This window comes from Deinococcus frigens DSM 12807, from assembly GCF_000701425.1.
GTDB classification, from domain to species: domain Bacteria; phylum Deinococcota; class Deinococci; order Deinococcales; family Deinococcaceae; genus Deinococcus; species Deinococcus frigens.
Map to the genome: position 1 here is coordinate 18478 of NZ_JNIW01000029.1, position 23007 is coordinate 41484.

Annotated in this window: 16 protein-coding genes; 9 read left to right on the top strand and 7 right to left on the bottom strand. The window is 64.5% G+C overall.

Going from position 1 to position 23007, the window contains the following annotated elements:
• Positions 1-292 precede the first annotated feature (292 nt).
• On the top strand, positions 293-688 hold the full coding sequence (locus Q322_RS0111370; protein WP_029478033.1) for a 2Fe-2S iron-sulfur cluster-binding protein: 396 nt from the start codon (positions 293-295) through the stop codon (positions 686-688).
• 4 nt (positions 689-692) lie between these two features.
• Here Q322_RS0111370 and Q322_RS0111375 read toward each other — a convergent pair whose 3' ends face one another.
• The 3 genes from Q322_RS0111375 to Q322_RS0111385 all read right to left on the bottom strand — a co-directional run bounded on the left by Q322_RS0111375 (position 693) and on the right by Q322_RS0111385 (position 4134).
• Complete coding sequence (locus tag Q322_RS0111375; protein ID WP_084147948.1) at positions 693-2204, bottom strand: FAD-dependent monooxygenase; 1512 nt, start codon at positions 2202-2204, stop codon at positions 693-695.
• A complete protein-coding gene (locus Q322_RS0111380; protein WP_029478035.1) occupies positions 2197-2820 on the bottom strand; it encodes a TetR/AcrR family transcriptional regulator in 624 nt (207 codons plus the stop codon). Before Q322_RS0111380 ends, Q322_RS0111375 begins: the two co-directional genes overlap by 8 nt.
• A gap of 159 nt (positions 2821-2979) precedes the next feature.
• Positions 2980-4134: an AfsR/SARP family transcriptional regulator gene (locus Q322_RS0111385; RefSeq protein ID WP_029478036.1), complete on the bottom strand. Its 1155-nt coding sequence runs from the start codon at positions 4132-4134 to the stop codon at positions 2980-2982.
• A gap of 936 nt (positions 4135-5070) precedes the next feature.
• Here Q322_RS0111385 and Q322_RS0111395 point away from each other — a divergent pair.
• On the top strand, positions 5071-5256 hold the full coding sequence (locus tag Q322_RS0111395; protein ID WP_029478037.1) for a hypothetical protein: 186 nt from the start codon (positions 5071-5073) through the stop codon (positions 5254-5256).
• Positions 5253-5921, top strand: a complete 669-nt coding sequence (locus Q322_RS0111400) for an HD-GYP domain-containing protein (protein WP_051668469.1) — start codon at positions 5253-5255, stop codon at positions 5919-5921. The genes Q322_RS0111395 and Q322_RS0111400 overlap by 4 nt, the downstream gene beginning before the upstream one ends.
• Positions 5922-6471: 550 nt before the next feature.
• Here the strand turns inward: Q322_RS0111400 and rpoC are convergent.
• The 4 genes from rpoC to Q322_RS0111420 all read right to left on the bottom strand — a co-directional run bounded on the left by rpoC (position 6472) and on the right by Q322_RS0111420 (position 17141).
• A complete protein-coding gene (gene rpoC, locus Q322_RS0111405; protein ID WP_029478039.1) occupies positions 6472-11127 on the bottom strand; it encodes a DNA-directed RNA polymerase subunit beta' in 4656 nt (1551 codons plus the stop codon).
• A gap of 119 nt (positions 11128-11246) precedes the next feature.
• On the bottom strand, positions 11247-14702 hold the full coding sequence (gene rpoB, locus Q322_RS0111410; protein ID WP_029478040.1) for a DNA-directed RNA polymerase subunit beta: 3456 nt from the start codon (positions 14700-14702) through the stop codon (positions 11247-11249).
• Positions 14703-15105: 403 nt separating this feature from the next.
• The gene (locus tag Q322_RS0111415; RefSeq protein ID WP_029478041.1) at positions 15106-16830 is read right to left on the bottom strand and encodes a sodium:solute symporter family protein; all 1725 of its coding nucleotides are present in this window, start codon (positions 16828-16830) and stop codon (positions 15106-15108) included.
• Positions 16830-17141, bottom strand: a complete 312-nt coding sequence (locus Q322_RS0111420) for a DUF4212 domain-containing protein (RefSeq protein WP_084147949.1) — start codon at positions 17139-17141, stop codon at positions 16830-16832. The genes Q322_RS0111415 and Q322_RS0111420 overlap by 1 nt, the downstream gene beginning before the upstream one ends.
• 318 nt (positions 17142-17459) lie before the next feature.
• On the opposite strand from Q322_RS0111420, the gene Q322_RS0111425 reads away from it, so the two are divergent.
• The 6 genes from Q322_RS0111425 to Q322_RS0111450 all read left to right on the top strand — a co-directional run bounded on the left by Q322_RS0111425 (position 17460) and on the right by Q322_RS0111450 (position 22975).
• Positions 17460-17930: a hypothetical protein gene (locus tag Q322_RS0111425; RefSeq protein WP_051668470.1), complete on the top strand. Its 471-nt coding sequence runs from the start codon at positions 17460-17462 to the stop codon at positions 17928-17930.
• Positions 17931-18097: 167 nt separating this feature from the next.
• Positions 18098-20050, top strand: a complete 1953-nt coding sequence (gene acs / locus Q322_RS0111430; RefSeq protein ID WP_029478044.1) for an acetate--CoA ligase — start codon at positions 18098-18100, stop codon at positions 20048-20050.
• 11 nt (positions 20051-20061) lie between these two features.
• A complete protein-coding gene (locus Q322_RS0111435) occupies positions 20062-20598 on the top strand; it encodes a 2'-5' RNA ligase family protein (RefSeq protein WP_029478045.1) in 537 nt (178 codons plus the stop codon).
• Between the two features lie 67 nt (positions 20599-20665).
• The gene (locus tag Q322_RS0111440; protein ID WP_029478046.1) at positions 20666-21040 is read left to right on the top strand and encodes a hypothetical protein; all 375 of its coding nucleotides are present in this window, start codon (positions 20666-20668) and stop codon (positions 21038-21040) included.
• 204 nt (positions 21041-21244) lie between these two features.
• Complete coding sequence (locus Q322_RS0111445; protein ID WP_029478047.1) at positions 21245-21877, top strand: SDR family NAD(P)-dependent oxidoreductase; 633 nt, start codon at positions 21245-21247, stop codon at positions 21875-21877.
• Positions 21878-21943: 66 nt separating this feature from the next.
• Positions 21944-22975, top strand: coding sequence for a S66 family peptidase (locus Q322_RS0111450; RefSeq protein ID WP_029478048.1), 1032 nt, complete (start codon positions 21944-21946; stop codon positions 22973-22975).
• Positions 22976-23007 lie beyond the last annotated feature (32 nt).

Sequence of the window (23007 nt, forward strand, 5' to 3'; positions counted from 1 at the left end):
CCAGCAAGGCAAGGTCGAGACGAGCGAGCTTACCGCGCCGAACGTTAAACCATCGCAAATGGCGTTAACGCAAAAATGAGCGTCGCAGCGCAGGTTTTTCTCATCCTAGGCAGGACCGGGGGCGTCGTGCTGTCCGGGTGGAGGCTGAAGGCGCATCGGCTGGGAAAAGGCAACCGACGCCGGGGAAGCGCCTGGTGAACCGCTTTTGCCAGTCGGCGCTCTCATAGAGCTGACTTTCAACCGTCTCCCGCTTCCGCTCGACCGACGCCTGGGCTGTGCCATGCTGTTCGGCATGACCCAGAACATCCCCCAGCACATCACGGTGCAGGTAGAAGGCTTCGCAGACGTCGCGGCGCACGCGGGAGAGCGGCTGGTGCTGGCGCTGGAGCGCGGCGGCGTGGACATCCTACACCGTTGCGGCGGCGTGGCCAGATGCACCACCTGCCGCGTGTCCTTTCAGGAGGGCGAACCCGACGCCATGACGCTGGCCGAGTACGACAAGCTCGCGGAAAAGGAACTGCTGGGGCAGGCCCGGCTGTCGTGCCAGATCGAGTGCGCGCCAGGCATGCGCCTGAGCGCGCTGCAAACGGCGGCCAGCACCGGCCTGGAACCTGGCAAGGCCCCCGCCGAGGCCATCGAACCCGCCCCCGAATGGACCACCCGCCCCGGCGCGTCCACCGAGGGCTGAACTTTCAGGCGGGCAGCCAGCGACTCGCGTAGGCGTCGGCCTCGCGCGGCTTGAACCGGGGCGTGGTCAGGCCCACGTGGCCGTCCGGGCGAACCAGATAGGGGGCGTCCTGAAGAAGTCCGGCCCGCCCAGCCGCCGTCCCGAAGGCAAAGGCGTGCAGCGGCAGCTCCCGCGCGGCGCACCAGGCCAGCAGTTCCGGCGACGGCGTGCCGTAGACATGCATCTGCCAGCGCAGCGACTGGAGCGCGTCAAAGTTGCTGCCCCTCTCCGCCAGCACCCACGGCAGGCGGTCCCCACCCCGGACCCGGCCCGCGCGGCCCACACTCAGCGGGCTGTGCGGGTAGTGGATCAGGAGTTGCGAGAGCCGCAAAAACGCCAGGCGGCGAACGGCTGCCGGACGGGTCAACACGCCCAGCGCCGCCGGAATCACGCGCGTGCGGACCGCGCGGGCCAGCGGCGAGGGGTCCACCACGCCGCCGAAAATGCGGTCCGTGGTATTCACCAGCGAGGCGGCAAAGGGCCGCCGCTCCGGGCCGTAGGTGGCCAGGGCAGCGGGACGGCCCCCGAGCGCCTGCGCCAGTTTCCAGGCCAGATTGGCCGCGTCCCCCAGGCCCGTGTTCATGCCCTGCCCGCCCACCGGACTGTGGACATGCGCGGCGTCTCCCAGCAAAAAGGTCCGCCCGACCTGAAACTGATCAGCCACCCGGTGATGCACGCGGTAGCTGGAAAACCAGTGCACCGCCGTCACCTGTGCGATGCGTTGCGAGTCGATCTGCGGGCGCACGGTCCCGAATGTAATGGCCTCGCCCACCCCCGCTGGCACCTGTCCCACGACGCGCCAGTGGTGCTTGCCTGGCATCGGGAAGAAGGCCAGAAACTGATCGTCGTCCAGCGAGACGTTGACCCGGTCCTCGCTCAGCGGGCCGCTGGCGCTCACATCGGCCACGTAAAAACGTTGCGGGTAGGTGCCGCCGGACAGAGGCACGCCCAGGCCGTGGCGTACCGTACTGCCCGCGCCGTCGCATCCCGCCAGGTAGGCGGCCCGGACGACCTCGGTCTTCCCGGCCCGCTCCAGGGTGGCCGTGACGCCGCCCGCGTCCTGGGTCAGGTCCGTCAGGGCGGTCTGCCATTCCACCGCGCCGCCCAGCGCCGTCAGGTGAGCGAGCAGCAGCGCCTCGTTCTGGTCCTGGGTCAGGATGAAGATGTCGGGATGGGGGGTCAGCCTCGCACCCGCGCCGCGCAGATCGACGCCCGCCCGTGCGTGCCCCCGCGCCCACAAGCTTAGTCCCGCCGCATGGCGGCCCCGCGCCAGGGCATCTTCGCCCAGGCCGAGCTGGTCATAGAATTCCAGCGTGCGCGCCTGCACCGCGATGGCGCGGGTCTCGGTGGTGGGACCGGGTTTGGGGTCCACAGTCCGCACCCGCACGCCCAGCCGGGTCAGCCACAGCGCCAGCAGCAGCCCGGTGGGGCCAGCCCCTGCGATCAGCACCTCAGTTTCCTCAACCGTTCTACCCATCAGCCTGTTCACTTCCAGGGGCCACCGTGAGCAAAAACAGGTCCACCAGCCGCGCCAGGGTGGCTGAATCGGGCGGTGTGGGCAGCGTGTTGCTGAACAGACCGTCCAGCGCGATAAAACTCATGACTGGCCCGATGAACATGCGGGCGCTCAGTTCGGGGGACGGCGCGTGGATCAGCCCCGCATGATCGGCAGCGGCCAGAAGACGCTCGGCAGTCGACAGTATCCGCGCCGGAAACGCCTGGCGTAGCAGCCCGCGCAGTTCGGGCAGATGCATCGCCTCACCGATCAGCAGGCGCAGCAGGGCCAGGGCGTCGGCATTCAGCAGCCGTCCGGTCACGGCCCCCGCCACCCCCAGCAGGCGTCGCCGCAATTCCGCCAGGCTCTGCGGCGGGACCTGATCCGGCTGACCCGGCTCCAGGTCTGCCAGTTCCTGCTCGACGATGGCAGCCAGCAGCTCCACCTTGCCGGGAAAGTAGGCGTACAGCGTCTGCTTGCTGACCCCCCCCGCCCGCGCGATGGCCTCGGTGGTGGTCCGCGCGTACCCCTGCGCCAGGAAGAGCTGCCGGGCGGCAGCCGTGATCTGCTGACGTTTGGCCTGAGCGCGGGGGGACATTGAGACCAAAGATCTGCTCCTTTAGTGCTGAAATCCAAACCGTACCGTACAGTTTGATTTTACGTCGATAAGCGTCTGTTGTCCAGTATCGAAGCGGCGGAATTGGTCGCTCCGGCTCCTGCTGAACCATCCAACAGGCGCATCCCTGTTTCCATGCGTTCAGTTCATCTTTCTATGTCGCTCAGCCTCGAAGCGGGCGATTTCCGAGGGGCTGGACACCTGCCGCGCCACGTCCAGGCGCAGGTCCTCGGTCTCGGTGTCGTTGGGATCGATACTCAGGATGGCGGTGGCCAGCAGCACCACGCGCCGCTCCTGCCCCCGCTCGATCTGCGCGGCCCGCAACTCCGCCCGCAGTGAGCCCACCAGCGCCCGCTGAATGGTCATGCGCTGTTCCTCGGCCCACTCGCTTTCCTGAAGGCTGGGCAGGAATTCGCCCTTGTAGGCAGCCACGGCAGCGGGCAACTGGCCGCCCGCGATCAGTTGCAGCACCCGCTGACTGTCCAGCGTAAGGCTGGCCTTGCTGCTCAGGCGGTATTCGGGGGCCTGGTGCGCGCCCTCCACCAGGATCACGTCCGCGCCCATCGCCTCGCGGATGTCGGTGATGCACTGCCGGAAATACGTGGCGGCTTTCTTGGGATCGCGGTCAGGCCAGAGCTGCGTCACCACGTCCTGGCGGGTGCTGCGCGGATGCAGCGCCAGGTAAGCCAGCACTGCCACGCTGCCGCGCACCCGCATGGCGCAGGGAATCCCGTCGCGCAGCACCAGTTCCTGGCCCAGCGTCATGATTTCCAGGCGCATGCCGCTGGTGAACAGGTCGTCGCGCATGGTCCCGCTCAGCGAGGAAACGTCTTCCAGCGCGGCTTCCAGCATCGGGGCCAGGTTGGGTTGCAGGCGGGCGTAGGCCAGCATTTCCTCGATTTCCCGCAGGTCCGGCGCGATGGCTGCCTGGGACTGCGAGCGCGGCTGCCCGGCCAGTTCCAGCAGCGCCTCCGACAGGAGTTGCGTGCAGCGCGGCAGATCGTTCATACGGTAGGCACTGAACGCCGCCAGCAGCAGCGCGCGGGTGGCGTCAATGTGTGCGCCGCGCCGCAGGGCGTCCTCACGCACCTCCAGATGCATCCGCAGCGCCGAGGCGCTATCGCCGCGCCGCAGGGCCATCATCGCCAGCACCACCCGCGCGTACAGCGACAGATCTGGATTCAGGGCGCGCAGGCGGGCAATCGTGCGAACCGCCTCGGCATGTTCCCCGATACGGCTGTAATGGTTGGCGAGGTGGGAGAGGGCATACTCGGTGATATAAAATTCTTGAAGCATTTCCGCACGATTCGCTAAATCGATCAAACTTTCACAGAATCCCGCGTAATCACCGCTAAAGAGCATTAGATCGACACGGCGGGCATGTAGCTGAAGAGAGCTGTGTTCATTTGGGAAATCATGAAGTATATTCTCTGCTCTATTCAAACTTTCATGAGCATCCTCTATTAAACCTCCTTCTATCTGAATATCAATAAGTGTGTTTACAGCAGCTAATAGTGGTCTTCTATTTGAATCTTTTTCGAGAATAGGGATGGCACTGTTTATAAATTTCAATGCAGTTTGCACTTCGCCACGCGCTATGTAAGCGAAGGCAAGAGTATGGGATATGCGCGCCACTATTTGTTTTTGACCCAATGACAGATATCCACGCCGAGCCTCTTCAATCTTTCTTATTGCATTTTCATGCCCCAGATTTTGAAGAACAACACCATGCCAGCGAAGAGTCCTGAAAAGCAACTCACCAGAGAGATGAGGGGTAATTTCTTCAAAATGGTCAGCGGCTCTTTTATTCTCACCGACAGCGCGTAAGTAGTTGCCATACTCTACCCTCGCTTCGTTATCACCCAAAGCCATCGCCAGCTCTAATGGCTCCTCAGCCGCTACAAACTGACTGGTTCTGAGAAAAGATATACCCAGCCAAGCCAGTTCCTTTGGGGTCAGATCCGACTGCTCACTCAGGGCTGTTAAAACAGTAGTGTATTCTCCAGCATCGAAATCCGATTGGAGCTGTGCAGCACGGTTAAAACGTTTTTTCACATCATGCCGCATAGAATAGCCTCATGAAGAAAAACCTGCGCACCTTTATCGCACTCGTCCTTACTCTTAGCGTGAGCCTAGGAACTGCTGGAGCCAAAGTAGGAAACTACACGGGACTCGAAAGTGCTCCCACTCCCACTGCCCAATCCAGCACCATCGGGAATTGAGGCGGCTGACATGGCCGTATCCTACCTCCGCAAAATGCAGCAAGTCCGTGAAGCCTTCAACACTACCGCCGGAAAGCAGGCACAGCAGATCGCTGAAACTTCCAACGTACGCCAGGCCAGCCCTTCCTTGCTGACCAACCGTATGGACGGCCTCTCGTTCCGGATGGGTCGCCTGTCCTGTGCTGGCCTGGAATGAGTTCTAACTGGGCGTCCTGGAACAACCCGGGTAATGGGGTCTGGAAAGCTGATTCGAGCACCCTTGACCTGACGGTCGAGGCCAATTTCCAGGAGGCCAGCGCCTGGGTCACGGCTGTCGTGGGCCGCCCCTGCGAGGGACATGAACGTCGGGTAGCCGAACTGACCCTGAAACTGGCCATTGCCGCAGACCTGATCCACAATGAACGGGATGTCCGGCAGATCGTGTGGGCTGGACTGCTCCATGACATCGGCAAAGCAGCCATTGATCCGCGCATCCTGAACAAGCCCGCTGCCCTGACGCCCGCCGAGTTTGATGTGATCCAGCAGCACCCCGGTCTGGGCTACCGTCTAGCACGCACGGCACCACAGATCGACGATGAAACTCTGGATGGCATTCTGTATCACCACGAACGCTGGGACGGCGAGGGCTACCCGATGGGGCTGATCGGCGAATCCATCCCGCTGCTGGCCCGCCTGCTCAAGGTGACCGACGTGTACGACGCCCTGGTCTCGGACCGTCCGTACCGCGCCGCCTGGACTGCCGACGAGGCCGCCACGTACCTGCTGCAACACTCCGGCATGGCCTTTGATCCGCGCCTGATCCAGATTTTCGCGTACCGCGTTCTGCCCTTTCACCAGCAACAGGGGTTCCCGCTCGACTGAGTTTTTGAGTTCGGGTTCCGCACGCACTGTCAAATTCATCCCACAGACCACAACTTCCGCAGGACAGGGGTTGTTTTTTCGTTTGGCCCCTGCACAGAGCTTGGGCCTGATCCATCCACCCACGAATAGCACGGTATAGACGTCACTGGAGGAGTGATAAGGATTCCGATTGGAAGGTGTTGGAGACACCTGGAAATCCGAGGGAGCGTCTAAGCGTCCTCATTGGCGCTACTCTGGACAAGACAGCGAGCAGGAGAACAACGGTTTCTGGACATGGAGTGGATAAATCGGCGCTTTCCCGATTCATCCACGAAACAAACGGAATCCGTATGAGGGCTTGCGGAAAAAGGCAGGGGTGCCTTGTCATCCCCCTTGCGAGACAGGGATGTTAGAAAGGCAACCAGGGCGAGGGGATCACCGGGCAGACTGCAAAGCTCGAACAGCAGGCCGCAGTCCTTTTTCGCCCAAGCACCGAACAAGAAAGCCCCACCCGTTTCCAGCTGGGGATTCTCATCTCAGCTTTCCGGCGTTTCGCCCTGAGCTACCGCGCTCAGTTGGTGTAGGTGACGTTCTCGTTCACCACACCGGGGCGGGTGTCGTCGTAGCTGCGGTCCCCAGTCACGGAGTCACTGCTGTTGTTGCTCTCGCCGTACTTCTCCAGCGTGCGGTCGTCGGCCACCTGCATATCGCGGACAGTCAGCAGGCCGGTGCCCGCCGGAATCAGCTTGCCCAGGATGACGTTTTCCTTGAGGCCGATCAGATCGTCGACCTGGCCCTTCATGCTGGCCTCGGTCAGCACGTGGGTGGTGTGCTGGAAGGAGGCCGCAGACAGCCAGCTCTTGGTGGTCAGGCTGCTCTTGGTGATGCCCAGCAGCACGGGCTTCCAGCTCGACGGCGTGGTGTCCTCGCCCAGCGCGTTGTTGGCCGCGTCCACTTCCCAGCGCTCGACGGTCTGGCCTTCCAGGAGATCGGTGCTGCCACCGTCCACGATTTCCACGTAGCGCAGCATCTGGCGGATGATCACCTCGATGTGCTTGTCGTGGACCTTCACGCCCTGGCTGCGGTACACGCGCTGCACCTCGTCCACCAGGTACTTCTGGGCAGATTCGTTGTCCTTGTGCTCCAGCAGATCGTGCGGGTTGACGGCCCCGCGTGTCAGTTGCTGACCGGCCTCAACGTGCGCGCCGTCCTTGATTTCAGGGAGCAGGCGGGTGGCGCGCGACACCTTGTGCAGCTTGCCGCTGAACTGGGCGTCGTCGGCCTCCACCTTGATCAGGTAGCGCTCGTCTTCCTCGGTGATGTGAATGACGCCGGTAGTGTCGGCGATCAGCGCCGGAACCTTGGGCTTGCGGGCCTCGAACAGCTCGATCACGCGCGGCAGACCCATGGTGATGTCGCCGCTGCCCGCCACGCCGCCGGTGTGGAAGGTCCGCATGGTGAGCTGCGTGCCGGGTTCGCCGATGGACTCGGCAGCCACCACGCCCACGGCCTCACCCATGCTGACCGGCTTGGCCTGTGACAGGTCATAGCCGTAGCACTTCTGGCACACGCCGCTCTTGACCCGGCAGTTCAGCGGGGTGCGGACAAAGATGTCCAGCAAGACCTTGGCGTCCCTGGTAATCGCCTTGACATGCTCCAGCGACAGCATCTCGCCCTCGCGGATGGTGCTGCCGTCAGACAGTTCCACGTCCGCCGTCAGGGTGCGGCCATAGATGCTGGTCTCGATCTCGCTGGCCTTGCGGGCGCGCCACTCGCCGCTGCGCTCGTCGGTTACGCCCAGGCTGATGGTGCTGTAGTCGGTAGTGCCGCAGTCCACGTCGCGCACGACAACCTCGTGGGCCACGTCCACCAGTTTGCGGGTCAGGTAACCGGAGTCGGCGGTCCGCAGGGCGGTATCGGCACCGCCCTTACGCGCACCGTGCGTGCTGATGAAGTATTCCAGCACGGTCAGGCCTTCACGGAAGCTGGCGCGGATCGGCACCTCGATTGTTGAGCCGTCGGGGCGGGCCATCAAGCCGCGCATCCCGGCGAGCTGGGTGATCTGCTGGGCATTACCGCGCGCACCCGACTGGCTCATGATCCACAGCGGGTTGAAGGGGTAGTTCTGGCTGAAATTGTCGAACATGGCGTTCTTGATCTCATCCTTGGTCTCATTCCACAGTTGCACGACCTGCTTGTAGCGCTCCTCGTCGGTCATGAAGCCGAACTCGTAGTTCTGCTCGATCTCGGCGACCTGCTCGTCGGCGCGGGCCAGGATCTCACCCTTGCTGGGCGGAATCACGATGTCGTCGATGCCGATGGTGATGCCCGAGGAGGTGGACAGCTTGAAGCCGCTGTCCTTGAGGGCGTCCAGCAGCCCGGCGGTGGCCTCGATGCCGAGGTGCTTGAAGCAGGCCATCACCATGTCCTTGAGATGGTCCTTCTCGTAGGCGGTATCCAGATCCACCAGAGTGTCCACTAGGGCGGCCTGATTGCCCAGCGCTTCCTGCACCAGACGGCGGAACATCACGCGCCCGGCGCTGGTCTCGTAGATGGTGCCGTTCAGGCGGATGCGGACGTGGTCCTGGTAGTCTAGGCCGCCGCGCTCGACGGCCATGATCGCCTCGTCAGGGCTGGAGAAGTTGTACTTCAGGCGTCCGGGGCTGGTGGCCACGCCGCGCACGGTGATCGGGCTGTTGAGGGCCACCTTGTCGTCCTCAAGGGCCTGCAACGCGGCATTCTCGTCGGCGAAGTCGGTTCCCGCGCCCAGGTTGTCGTGGCGCAGTTGGGTCAGCGTGAAGATGCCCAGGATGATGTCGCGGCTGGGCTTGACGTTCGGCTCACCGTTGGCCGGAGACAGCAGGTTGTGCGAGGCCAGCATCTGAATGCGGGCTTCGGCCTGCGCCTGCGCGCTGAGGGGGACGTGGATCGCCATCTGATCGCCGTCGAAGTCGGCGTTGAAGGCTTCACAGACCAGCGGGTGGAGCTGGATGCTCTGGCCTTCCACCAGCACCGGCTCAAACGCCTGAATGCCGAGGCGGTGCAGTGTGGGCGCGCGGTTGAGCAGCACCACCTTGTCCTCGATCACCTCTTCCAGCGCGTCCCAGACGCTATCGCGGGTGTCGCGGTAGCGTTCGAGCATCTTGCGGGCCTGCTTGATGTTGGTGACCTCGCCCTTCTCTTCCAGCACCTTGAACAGGAAGGGCTTGAACAGTTCCAGGGCCATGCGCTTGGGAACACCACACTGGTGCAGCTTGAGCTGCGGGCCGACCACGATCACGCTGCGCCCGGAGTAGTCCACGCGCTTGCCCAGCAGGTTCTGGCGGAAACGCCCCTGCTTGCCGCCCAGCAAGTCTGTCAACGAGCGCAGGCTGCGGTCCGAGCCGGGATTAGTTACGGGGCTGCCGCGCCGTCCGTTGTCTATCAGGGCGTCCACCGCTTCCTGCAACATGCGCTTCTCGTTGCGGATGATCATGTCGGGCGCACCCTGGCCGATCAGCTTCTTGAGGCGGTTGTTGCGGTTGATCAGGCGGCGATAAAGATCGTTCAGATCCGAGGTGGCGAAGCGTCCACCGTCCACCTGCACCATCGGGCGCAGATCGGGCGGCATCACCGGCACGGTGTTCAGGATCATCCACGAGGGGTGGTTGCCGCTGCGCTTGAAGGCGCGCGTGACTTCCAGCCGCTTGCGGGACTTGGCCCGCTTGTGGCGCGAGGAATCACCCATCGCCTCGTTCAGCTCGGCTTCCAGCACGTCCAGATCGATGTCGTCGAGGAGTTCCTTGACGGCCTCCGCGCCCATCTTGGCCTCGAAATCGTAGGACTCGATCACGCGGACCTGCTTGCGAACCAGGTCAATCTCGATGCGGCCCGAGATCTCGCTTCTCAGGTTGCCGCCGTCGGCCAGCTCGTCGCCGGGTTCCACGCGGTCCCCGATCACCACGAGGGGTTCGTCCTCATACGGGTAGACCTTGGCCTTGGACACGATGACGCTGGCAGGAGCGTGCAGCGTGATGGTCCCGTTGGCCTCGGCAGTGATTTCCTCGGCGGTGTCAATTGCGCCCACCACTCTCTGCCCGGCCTCGACATCGCTGCCGTCGCCGACCAGCACGTGCATGGTGGGGTTGATCGGGTACTCGGCGCGGCGGGTCCAGTGCGCGGTCACGGTGGCGTCGCCTTTCTTGGGCAGCTTCACTTCACTCAGGCGGCTGTCGCGGCTGACGCGCAGGCGCTGGCCGGACTTGGCTTCCGCCAGCGTGGCTCCGGCCTCGATGATCTCGCCGTGCGCCACCGCGACGTCCATGCCCTGCGGCAGGTACACGCGGGCCAGCACTTCACCCAACGGGGTCTCGACTTCGATGTCCTCGCCGTTCTCATCCTGCTCCACCGGGGCGGCTTCCACGCTTTCGCGGATGACCACCATCACGGAATCCTCGCCCATCTCGGCCAGGAAGGCGGTTCCGGCGACGGGGGCGGTGATGCTCACGTCGGCTTCCAGCTCGGCCAGGATTTCCCCGGCGCGGAAGGCGTCCTGATCGACCAGCGCGTCGGAGGGCAGGGGCAGCGACGCCTCCACCTCCTCGCGGTAGGCGATCTCGGCGCGGCGCGGGAAGCGGTACTGCGCCAGGCCGTCCATCTTTGCGACCACGTTGCCGCCCAGGGTCTGGCCGCGCGTGACGTACTCGCCGTCCCCCACCACGGCTTCCTGACCGTTGGGAATGGTGTAGGTTTCCTGCCGCCCGAAACGCAGTTCGCGATACTCGTCGTCGGTCAGCAGTTCGCCACGCTTGAGGGGCCGCCCGTCCTTCTGGGCATTGCGGGGATCGGTGACCAGGAAGGAGCTGAAGTACAGGACCTTTTCCAGTTGCCCGGCGCTCAGGTCCAGCAGCGTGCCGATCTTGCTGGGGCTGTCCTTGACGTACCAGATGTGCGCGGCAGGCGTCGCCAGATCGATGTGACCCATGCGGTAGCGGCGCACCTTGCTGGACGTGACTTCCACGCCGCAACGCTCGCAGACCTTGCCCTCGTAACGCTGGCGCTTGTACTTGCCGCAGGCGCACTCGTAGTCCTTCTGTGGCCCAAAGATGCGCTCGTCGAACAGGCCTTCGCGCTCAGGCTTGAGGGTGCGGTAATTGATGGTTTCGGGCTTTTCAACCTCGCCAAAGCTCCACTCGCGGACTTTTTCCGGGCTGGCAATGGCGATACGGACTTTGCTGAAATCTTTCATTGAAACTCCTTGGGAGTTAGGTCAAACCGTCAAACTGTCTAATGGTCTAACCGCAAAAAGCTGAGAATCAAGTCCTTCTGGCGGTTAGACGGTTAGACCTTCAGCCTTGAGACAGCGCGTTAGCGCTTGGGCATCATCCCTTCGAAGATGTCCACGGGGCGGTCCCCGGCGTCCAGCACTTCCACGTTCAGGCCCAGCGAGTGGAGTTCCTTGACCAGCACCTTGAACGACTCGGGGATGGTGCTGCCCGAGACTTCCTCGCCCTTGACGATGCTCTGGTACGCGGCGTCGCGCCCGTCGATGTCATCGGACTTGATGGTCAGCATTTCCTGGAGGGTGTGCGCCGCGCCGTAGGCTTCGAGCGCCCACACTTCCATCTCGCCGAAGCGCTGGCCGCCGAACTGCGCCTTGCCGCCCAGCGGCTGCTGGGTGATCAGGCTGTAGGGGCCGGTGGAGCGGGCGTGCAGCTTGTCTTCCACCATGTGGTACAGCTTCATGACGTACATGGTCCCCACCACCACGGGGCCGCTAATCGGCTCGCCGCTGCGTCCGTCGAACAGGATGCTCTTGCCGGTGCGGGCCAATTGCATCTGCGCAGCCTCGTAATCGACGCTGGCCTTGCTGATGACGCCCAGTTTCCCGGCGCGGTCCAGTACTTCCTGCTCGCGCTTGTCCAGCTCGAAGCCGTCGTCCTTGCGGGCCTGCAACCTCTCGGCGGCAGCGACTTCCAGCATTTCCTTGATGGTGGCCTCGGTAACCGAGTCGAACACCGGGGTCTCGAACTTCTGGCCGGTCAGGCGCGCGACTTCGCCCAGGTGCGTTTCCAGAATCTGGCCCAGGTTCATGCGGCTGGGAACGCCCAGCGGGTTGAAGACCAGATCGACGGGGGTGCCGTCTTCCAGGTAGGGCATGTCCTCGGGGGCCATGATCTTGGAGACGACGCCCTTGTTGCCGTGTCGGTTGGCCACCTTGTCGCCCACCTGCAACTGACGCTTCTGCGCCACGTACACGCGCACCATCTCGCGCACGCCGGGCTTGAGGTCCACGCCCTCGTCGCCCCGGCGGAAGCGCACGGTCTTGACCACGATGCCGCCCTGACCGGACTGCACGCGCAGCGAGGTGTCCTTCACTTCGCGGGCCTTCTCACCGAAGATCGAGCGCAGCAGGCGTTCTTCGGGTGTGGGTTCGCTTTCTCCCTTAAAGGAAGTCTTGCCCACCAGAATGTCGCCGGGCTTGACCTCGGCACCCACGCGCACGATGCCGTCCTCGTCCAAGTCGCGTAGCGCGGCTTCACTGAGACCGGGGATGTCGCGGGTGATCTTTTCCGGCCCCAGCTTGGTGTCGCGGGCGTCAATCTCGTCTTTCTCGATGTGGACCGAGGTGTAGAAGTCCTTGCGGATCAGGCCCTCGTTGATGCAGATGGCATCCTCGAAGTTGTAGCCGTCGAAGGGCATGATGGCGATGGTGATGTTCTGTCCCAGCGCCAGGCGGCCCCGGTCACTGGCCGGGCCGTCGGCGATGACCTGTCCGGCCTTGACCTCGTCGCCCACGCTCACGATGGGATGCTGATCGAGGTTGGTCCCCTGGTTGCTGCGGGTAAAGCGCACCAGCTCGAAGGTGCGGACATTGCCCGTGACCATTCCGGCGGCGGCGGAATCCTCGGCCAGCGTGATCTGAATGGCGCGGGCGTCCACGTAGGTCACGCGGCCCGTCACGTCACTGACGACGCTGGTGCCGGAATCGGTGACCACGCGGCGCTCCACACCCGTCCCCACGGCGGGGCTGTCGGCGCGCACGAGGGGCACGGCCTGCGACTGCATGTTGGACCCCATCAGGGCGCGGTTGGCGTCATCGTGCTCCAGGAAGGGAATGAGGCTGGTGTTGATCGAGACGATCTGCTTCGGCGAGACGTCCATGTAGTCGACTTCGTCGGGGGTGTACCACAGCGGGTCACCCTTGCGGCGGGCCAGCACGCGCTCGTCGGCAAAGGTGTTGTCGGCGTTCAGCGGACTGTTGGCCTGCGCCACCGTGTACCGGTCCTCGATGTCGGCGGTCATGTACTCCACCGTCTCGCTGACGTTGCCGTCCTTGACCCGGCGGTAAGGAGCCTCGATGAAGCCCAGCGGGTTGACCTTGGCATATGAGGCCAGACTGGAAATCAGGCCGATGTTGGCACCTTCCGGCGTTTCGATCGGACAGATGCGCCCGTAGTGCGTGCGGTGAACGTCTCGCACGTCGAAGCCTGCGCGCTCGCGGGTCAGCCCGCCTGGCCCCAGCGCGGAGATGCGGCGCTTGTGGCGCAGGTCAGACAGCGGGTTGGTCTGGTCCTTGAACTGAGAAAGCTGGCTGCGCCCGAAGAACTCGCGCATGGCCGCCACGATGGGGCGATTGTTGACCAGCTTGGTGGGGGTGGCGGCGTCGGGGTTGCCCAGCAGCATGCGCTCGCGCACACCGCGCGCCATGCGGCCCATGCCCACGCGCAGTTGATCGGCCAGCAGTTCGCCCACGGTGCGCACGCGTCGGTTGCCCAGGTGATCGATGTCGTCCTCGCCCACCGGCACGTCGTGCAGCTTGCCTTCTGGCCCCATCATGGACACGGTGGCGTGGCCGTGGTGCAGCGCCATCAGGTAGCGGATGGTGTCCACCAGTCCGGCGTCGCTGAACTTGCCGTCCGCGAAGGTCAGCAGGGTGTATTCCTCGCGCGCCAGGCCCAGCTTGCGGTTCATCTTGAAGCGGCCCGGCTTGCCCAGGTCGTAGCGGCGCGGATCGGCCAGCAGCCCGTACAGGTACTGGGTGGCCTTGTCGCGCTTGGGCGGATCGCCCGGACGCAGCACCGTGAACAGGCGCAGCAACGCCTCGTCCGCCCCCATGCCCGCGCTCTTGTCCTCGGCGGGTTCGGGGTTGGTATCGAATTCGCTGAACAGCGCCTTGAGGCTGGCGTCGTCGTAGCCCAGCACGCGCAGCAACATGGCCACAGGGAACTTGCGCTTGTTGACCTTCATCTCCATCACGCCGCCCACGACTTCCAGCTCGATCCAGGGACCGCGCTTGGGCATGGGGATAATCGCGCCAGTGTACAGCTTCTTGATGCCCTTGTAGCTGGAGGTGAAGTACACGCCGGGGCTGCGGTGAATCTGCGAGATCACCACGCGGTCCGCGCCGTTGATCACGAACGAGCCGTCCTCGGTCATGAGGGGCAGGTCGCCCAGGAACACCTGGTCTTCCTTGATCAGACCGCTGTCCTTGTGGATCAGTTGCAACTTGGCGTACATCGGGGCCTGATAGGTCAGGTCCTTCTCGCGGCACTCTTCGGGGGTGTAGGGCGCGTCGCCCAGGCGGTATTCGAGGTAGTCGAGCACCAGGCCCGTGGAACGGCCCTTCTCGGTTTCGTCGATGGGAAAGACTTCCTTGAACGCACTCTGGAGGCCCACGTTATCGCGCTTGTCCGGCGCGCGGTCGGCCTGCAAAAACGCGCGGAAGGAGTTGACCTGAACTTCGGTCAGGTTGGGAAGCGGAATGACCTCGCTGATCTCGCCGAACCGTTCGATGCGGGACTCTTTACCGATAAAACTCATGCACACCTCGCACGCACCCTGTCTGCTACTCACGGTCTTTTCGGGGCGGAAAAAGACCTCTGTTATACGGCGTACCGTAGAATTGAAACTGGAAATAAGCTAAAAACGAAGAACTGGAGCGGAGGCAAAGGGCCTATCAATGGCGCAATCAGAACCCGCAACCTGCTCGGCTGCGTTCCTGTGGTTGGGCGTTAATTTTGAAAACTGGAAACTACCAATTCACTCCTGCCTGACCCATCCTGGTCGGCCACAGGGAAGTATAGGGGCCAGCGGGCCAGACTGTCAAGAGCTGAATGGGACCGATCCGGGAAAGTTTAAAGCCTTCTTGGGGTCAAGAACAGGGAGGAAGGGAGAGGTGGCTTAGCGGCCCACTTCTCCCTTCCTTCTGTTAAAAGTTCTGCCCTCAGTGGGTCTGCGCCTCGGTGAGCGTGCCCGAGGGGTAGCGGACGCTTTCCACCAGCTCCTGCACGCGCTCGCTGGGGGCGGGGGTCAGGCGGCTGACCACAAAGGCCACCACGAAATTGATCAGCATGCCCACCGTGCCGATGCCGGTGGTGCTGATGCCCAGGAACAGGCCGTCCGGGGTGCCGCGCCCGCCCAGGCTGGGCGTGAAGTTGATGATGTAGACCAGTGTAAAGCCCAGGCCCAGCAGCAGCCCGGCCATCGCGCCCTGCCAGTTCATGCGCTTATCGAAGATGCCCATCACCAGCAGCGGGAAGAACGACGCGGCAGCCAGGCCAAAGGCCAGCGCCACCACCTGCGCCACGAAGCCCGGCGGATTGATGCCGAAGTACCCGGCGGCAATGGCGGCCAGCCCCACCGTGATCCGCCCAGCCAGCAGCCGCGCGCCCTCGGTGGCGTTGGGATTGATCAGCTTGTAATAGATATCGTGCGCCACTGCCCCCGAGACCGTGATCAGCAGGCCCGACGCGGTGGACAGCGCGGCGGCCAGCCCCCCGGCGGCGACCAGCGCGATCAAAAAGGGGCTGAGGTTGGCGACTTCAGGCGTGGCCAGCACGATGATGTCGTTGTCGATGTACAGCTCGTTGGCGTTGGCCGGATCCGGCTTCTCGAAGTCGTTGCCACCTGTGCTGGTCTTGAGAAAGGCGTTGCCCGGCTTGTACTGCATCAGGCCGTCGCCGTTCTTGTCGGTAAAGACCACCAGCTTGGTGCGCTCCCAGTTCTTGAACCACGCAGGGGCGCTGGCATAGGGCTTGTTTTCCAGGCTGTTGATCAGGTTGGTCTTGGCGAAGATCGCCAGGGCGGGCACCGTGGTGTACAGCAGCGAGATAAAGACGATGGCCCAGATGGCGCTGGTCCGCGCGCCCTGCACGGTGGGCGTGGTGTAAAAGCGCGTGATGACGTGCGGCAGCCCCGCCGTGCCGACCATCAGGGCCATGGTAATGGCGAAGAGGTCGGTGTTGGTCTTGTTCTGCGCGGTATAGGCCGAGAACCCCAGTTGCTCTTGCAGGCCGTTCAGGTCACCCACGATGTTCAGGAAGCCCAGTTGTGGAATTGGGTTGCCGCTGAGTTGCAGGCTGATGGCGGCGGCGGGAATGATAAAGGCCAGGATCAGCACGATGTACTGCGACACCTGCGTCCAGGTGATGCCCTTCATACCTGACAGGCTGGCGTACAGGAACACCAAGAACACGCCAATGATCACGCCGGTGGTGATGTCGGTATTCAGGAAGCGGCTGAAGACCACGCCCACGCCGCGCATCTGCCCGGCCACGTACACAAACGAGATCAAGATGGCGGTCAGGGCGGCCAGCGCCCGCAGCGCCTGCGAGCCGTAGCGGTCTCCCACGAAGTCCGGCACCGTGAACTTGCCGAACCTTCGCAAAAAGGGCGCGATCAGCAGCGCCAGCAGCACGTAGCCGCCGGTCCAGCCCATCAGGTACACCGAGCCGTCGTAGCCGGTGAAGGCGATGATGCCGGTGATCGACAGGAAACTGGCCGCGCTCATCCAGTCGGCGGCAATCGCCATGCCGTTCCACAGCGGCGGAATGCCCTGCCCGGCAATATAGAAACTCTTGGTGTCGCGCACCCGCGTGGCCAGGGCGATGCCGATATACAGACTGAAGGTGATGGCCACCAGAATGTAGGTCCAGACCTGAACCGACATCAGCCTTCCACCCCGGTCGCCCGGTCAAGTGCGTTCATGCGGACGGCGTAGACGGCGATCAGGACGATAAAGACGTAAATCGATCCCTGCTGCGCGATCCAAAACCCCAGCGGGGCTTGCCCCAGCTTGACCGTGTTCAGGTTGCCGGAGAAGATGATGCCCAGCAGGTATGGGACCACAAACCACACCGCCAGCAGCGTCAGTGTCAGGCTCAGGTTCTTGCGCCAGTAACTCTGGCGTTGCTCGGGTGTCAGGCCGCTGTGGACCGGGCCAGGCGGAGCGGTAGACGTGGAGCCGGGCGTCTGGGTCATGTGTTTCTCCTCTTGGGGCGGGGCGTTCCGGACCTCAGGGGGCGGGCGCGGGCGGAAAAAGTTCCCGCTTTCTGGGTCACACGCTCGTCGTCTCTGTACAAATGGGCCAGGACCCGACCGCCGACGCTTCACCAACCCTTTGCTTTATCCGTAGCGACACAATACCCATTTTTCAGCAATGGTCATTGCTGTCACTGTTCAGGGAACGGATTTTTCAGAGCGGGCCTATTTCGATCTGGAAGGTCAAGCGCTGCCCGGCATGGCGAATGTCAGGGCAGTCCCGGAACCAGTGTGTCATCTGCTAGACTTGTTCACCACATGACGTCCCAGCCCAGCCCCCGATGGCCATCCCTGCTGCCCCTGCTGCGTTTCTGGCTGGGCCTGAATGTCGTGCTCCTGGCGTTCACGCTGCTTTCACGCGCCTTCACGCCGGGCGCGGACCCGCTGTCGCCCGGCGGTGTGCTGACCTGTCTGGGGCTGACCGCGCTGGGCTTTGCGCTGGGTGTGGTCTACTCCCGCTACTGGCCGCTGCCGGAAGCGTCTTTCCAGCGGCTGGTCCGCATGGCGTTGCTGGCGATTCCAGCGATGGGTCTGGCGCTGGCACTGGGGTTGCTACTGCGCCCGGACATCTCGGCGCTGGTCCTCGCGCTGGCAGCCTTTCTGGGCGCGCAGTGGCGCTTCGGCGTGGTCCAGCCAGTTGCTCCACAGCCCACGCCCCCACGAGCAGCGCCCCGCACAGCAGCGCCCCAGACAGCAATGTCCAGACAGTCGGCCCGCAGCAAACGTTAAACGCCGTGTCTTGAACCGGGTCCAGTCCCTGAGCGGTAACAGATGCCGCGCCTGCTGGACGGGCGGCGTACAGTGGGCGTCAGCCACAACTTCAGGTCAAGGTCCGCGCCGCCGGGCCGCGACCCCACTCCCCCGTACCCCCTGTCCTCTCCCGGAGGTTTTCCCCCATGACGCACCCCACATCCAGCGATCAAATTGACAACATGCTGCACGAAACCCGCGTGATCCAGCCGCCCGCCGACTTTGCGGCGGGGGCGAAGGTCACGCGCAAGGAGTACGACCGCCGCTACCGCCAGAGCCTGGACGATCCCGACGCCTTCTGGGGAGAAGTGGCCGGGGAGCTGGAGTGGATGAAGCCCTGGGATCAGGTGCTGGACTGGCGAGAGCCGCACGCCCGCTGGTTCGTGGGCGGCCAGACCAACCTGGCCTACAACGCGCTGGACCGGCAGGTGGAGCGCGGCCTGGGCGATAAGCGCGCCTTTATCTGGGAGGGCGAGGACAGTGAGGTCCGCACGCTGACGTATGCCGAACTGCTGTCGCAGGTCAAGCGGGCCGCCAACGCTCTGCTGGCGCTGGACGTGCAGAGCGGGGACCGCGTGACCCTGTACCTGCCGCTGATCCCGGAGGCGGCGGTCGCCATGCTGGCCTGTGCCCGGATCGGCGCGGTCCACAGCGTGGTCTTCGGGGGCTTCAGCGTTTCCGCGCTGGCGGACCGCATCAACGACTGCCAGAGCAAAGTGCTGATCACTGCCGACGCGGGGCAGCGGCGCGGCGGGCTGGTGAACCTCAAGGCCAATGCCGACGACGCCGCCGCCAAGGCCCCCGGCCTGGAACGCATGCTGGTGGTCAACCGCGCGGATTCCCACCCACCCATGAAAGAGGGCCGCGACGTGTGGTGGCATGAGGCGCTGGCCGCCGCCCACGACGAGCACGAGGCCGCGCCGCTGGACAGCGATCACCCACTCTTCGTGCTGTACACCTCCGGCTCTACTGGCAAGCCTAAGGGCGTGCTGCACACCACCGGCGGCTACATGGTGGGCACCTACCTGACCACCGGGACGGTCTTTGACCTGAAAGACGACGACGTGTTCTGGTGTACCGCCGATGTGGGCTGGGTCACCGGCCACAGCTACAGCGTCTACGGCCCGTTGCTGAACGGCGCAACCGTGGTGCTGTACGAGGGCGCACCCAATTACCCGGACTGGGGCCGCTTCTGGGACATCGTGCAGAAGCACAAGGTCACCATCCTGTACACCGCGCCCACCGCCATCCGCGCGCTGATGCGCCAGGGCGATGAGATTCCGGCAAAATATGACCTGAGCAGCCTGCGCCTGCTGGGTTCGGTGGGCGAGCCGATCAACCCGCAGGCGTGGGTGTGGTACGCCCGCGTGATCGGCGGGGACCGCTGCCCGGTGGTGGATACCTGGTGGCAGACCGAGACCGGCTCGATCATGCTGACTACCCTGCCGGGGGCGCACCCTGCCAAACCCGGCAGCGCGGGCCTGCCGATGTACGGCATCGAACCCGCCATCATGACCCGTGACGGTCAGGAACTGGGGCCAGACGAGGGCGGCCTGCTGGTCATCAAGCGCCCCTGGCCCAGCATGCTGCGCACCGTCTACGGCGACGACGAGCGCTACTGCAAGACCTACTGGGGCGAGATCCCGCACGTGTATTTCGCCGGGGACGGCGCACGCCGCGACGCCGACGGCTACATCACCGTGGTGGGCCGCGTGGACGACGTGCTCAACGTTTCGGGCCACCGTCTGGGGACGATGGAGATCGAGTCGGCGCTGGTGGCCCATCCCAGCGTGGCCGAGGCAGCCGTGGTGGGCCGCCCGGACGATATCAAGGGCGAGAGCGTGGTGGCCTTTGTGCTCACGCAGGGCGGGCAGACGGTGGACCCCAAAGAGCTGCGTGCCTATGTCACCCGTGAGATCGGCGCGCTGGCCCGGCCCGACGCCATCTACATCGCCGACGCCCTGCCCAAGACCCGCAGCGGCAAGATCATGCGCCGTTTCCTGCGCCAGATCGCGGCGGGCAAGGAAATTCAGGGCGACACCAGCACGCTGGAAGACCCGGCGGTGCTGGAGCGTCTGGCCGAAACGGCGGCGGTCTAAGCCGACTGAACATGGCGCCCTCCTTTTTGCTGGCCGTGCTGCCGCCCCCTGGACTGGGCGCGCGAATCCAGCGGTTCCGCTCGCAATACGGTCTGAAAGACGCCGCCGCTGTCCCGCACCTCACCGTCAAGGCCCGCAGCGGCCTGTCGCCGGAGGTGCCGGATTGGCCGGAGGATTTGCGGGCGGTGGTGGCCCGGCATCCGCCTTTTTCTCTAGAGATCGGTGGTCCCAGACTGTTCGGCAACGGCACCGCCGTGTATCTGAAGGCAGGCAGCGCCGAAGCCGTGCGCCTGCATCTGGCCCTGCTGGATGCCCTCAGGCCCGCGCGTTTCTTTGGTTACGAGAGGCCGGGCCTTCAGCTCCACCTGTCGCTGGCCCTGAAACGGCGTGGCGTGGAATTGCCGGAACTGCTGACGGCGGCGCAGGCTGAATTTGCCGATCTGGAACGGGAGCCGCTGACCTTCTCTGCACGGGCGATCACCCTGATGCGGAAGCCGGGACCGGGCGGCTTTTACGCGCCGCTGAAGGAGTGGCCGTTGCTGGGCTGAGGGGCCGGAGAAACGGCGGGGACAGTTGACCCCGCCCGGCACGCGGAAAAGTGTCCGACAATAGGGCATGCACGAGACACGAGTGATCCGCCTGAGCGTCCGGCGCAGGCGGACAGGAAGGTCCATGCCGGACCTGGGACCGTTTCTGCTGTTCTTCGGGGTGTCCAGCACGGACCATGACCGGGAGGAGCGGCTGAACCGGCGCTTTGAACTGGAACACTTCTCGAACGTGGTGACGCTGGACCTCGCCTCGCCGCTGGAGCCGGGGCAGTACCTGCTGCGCGGCCTGCCCGACGAGGCCAACAAACGCGGCTGGACGGTGGGGCAGGGCGGCGGCCACCCCACCGGACACCTGAGCGACGACGGTCTGGAGGAACTGCGGGACTGGATGGGGCAGAGGGACCGCTGGGTGCAGCCCGAGGCCCGTCCACCGCCCTCCTAGAGCATTTGTCAAAAGAGCTGTTCACTTTTGACCGAATAAAGTGAGTGGATTTTGCCGAGTATCTGGGATGGGCACAGCTCCGCAGGAGAGAATGGAGGCATCAGGAGTCTCCTTCCCCGCTGCTGTTGTTCGGACAAATGCTCTGGACACCCGCTCCGTACGGCCCCGTACCGACCGTTTCCCTCCCCTCGGCTACGGTAAGGAATGAACACTTTAATTCTGGGAGCCACCGGCGGCATCGGCGCGGCGACGGCGCGGGCACTGGCGGGGGCGGGCGCAACACTGACCCTCAGCGGGCGCGACGGGGCCAAACTGTCGGCGCTGGCCGGAGAACTGGGCGCGGCCTCCAGGGTGGCGGACCTGGGCTACGAAAGCCACGTTAAAATGCTGTTCGAGGGCCTGGACGGCCTGGACACGTTGATCTACGCGGCAGGGGCGGCGATGCCCGAACCCCTCAAGGACGCGGACCCCGGCAGGGTACGCGCGGTGTGGAACGCCAACTATTTCGGGCCGCTGTGGGTCCTCAAGCACGGACTGGCGCGCATGAACAAGGGCGGGCGGGTGTATTTGCTGGGCGCCCGCCCCGAACTGGTCACGGCGCGCGGTTTCTCGCAGTACGCCGCCAGCAAGGCCGCCCTGGCCCGCGCCGCCGAGGTGGCCCGGCTGGAAGCGCGCGGCGTCACGGTGGCCCTGGTTCTGCCCCCTGCCGTGGACACCGAACTGTGGGCGCAGGTGGGCAAAGCCCCCAAGGGTTCGATCTCGCCGGAAGAGGTGGCGCAGGCCATTGCCGTAGACCGCGCCGGGGCGGGGGAACTGGAGATCCGGGTCTCGGGCTGAGCATCTTTCTGAAGCGGAACGCCCCGGCAAGCAGCATCTGAGCGCAGGCTGCTTTACCTTGATCGGGTGTCGCCCACTTTCCTCCGTCCAGCCCGCCTGCCGCCCGGTTCGCGCGTGGCCGCCCTGAGCCTGTCCAGCGGTTTCGTGACCGATGTGATGGGCCGCTACCGCGCCGGAGTGCGTCAGGTGGCCGATGAATTCGGCTGGGAGATCACGCTGGCCCCCAACGCCCTGCGCGGTGAGGAGTACCTGTACGCCCACCCGCAGGCCCGCGCCGACGACTTGCACTGGGCTCTTCAGAATCCAGAGATTGACGGCCTGCTGAGCATCATCGGCGGCGATGACAGCGTGCGCCTGCTGCCCTTCCTCGACTTGGACCTGATCCGCGCCCATCCCAAGCCGTTTCTGGGCTTCAGCGACAGCACGGTCACGCTGCTGGCTTTCCTGCGTGCCGGGGTGATGCCCTACCATGGCCCGGCGCTGCTGACCGATCTGGCCGAGAACGGCGGGCTGCACCCCTTTACCGTACAGGGCATTCGCCGCGCGCTGGTGGATAAACCCCAGCCCTTTGACCTCTCCCCTGCCCCGGAATGGACGGAGCATTTCAGCGACTGGCAGGATGAATCTTTGCAGGAAGTTCGCCGCCCCTTCATGCTGGGAGACGGCTGGCAGTGGCTCCAGGGCGACGCGCCCGCACAGGGCCACCTGATGGGCGGCTGCCTGGGGGTGCTGGACATGCTGAACGGTACCCCTGGCTGGCCCGCCCCGGAATTGTGGAACGGCGCGGTGCTGGCACTGGAAACCAGCGAGGATGTTCCCGCGCCGCATCAGGTGGGCTACTGGCTCAGAAACTACGCCGCGCAGGGCATCCTGGGCCGCGCTGCCGGGTTGCTGCTGGCCCGTCCGAGGGGCTACACGCCAGCGATGGTGCAAGAACTGTACGGCTGGGTTCGCCGCGTGCTGCGCGAGGCCGGACGCGAGGACCTGACAGTGGCGGCGAACGTGGATTTTGGCCACACCAGCCCGCAACTGACGCTGCCGCTGGGCGCGCAGGTGCGGCTGGACCCGGCGGCGGGGCGGATCACAGTTGTGCCCTGAAGTTCAGTCTCCCAGCGCCTCAATCTCCCAGC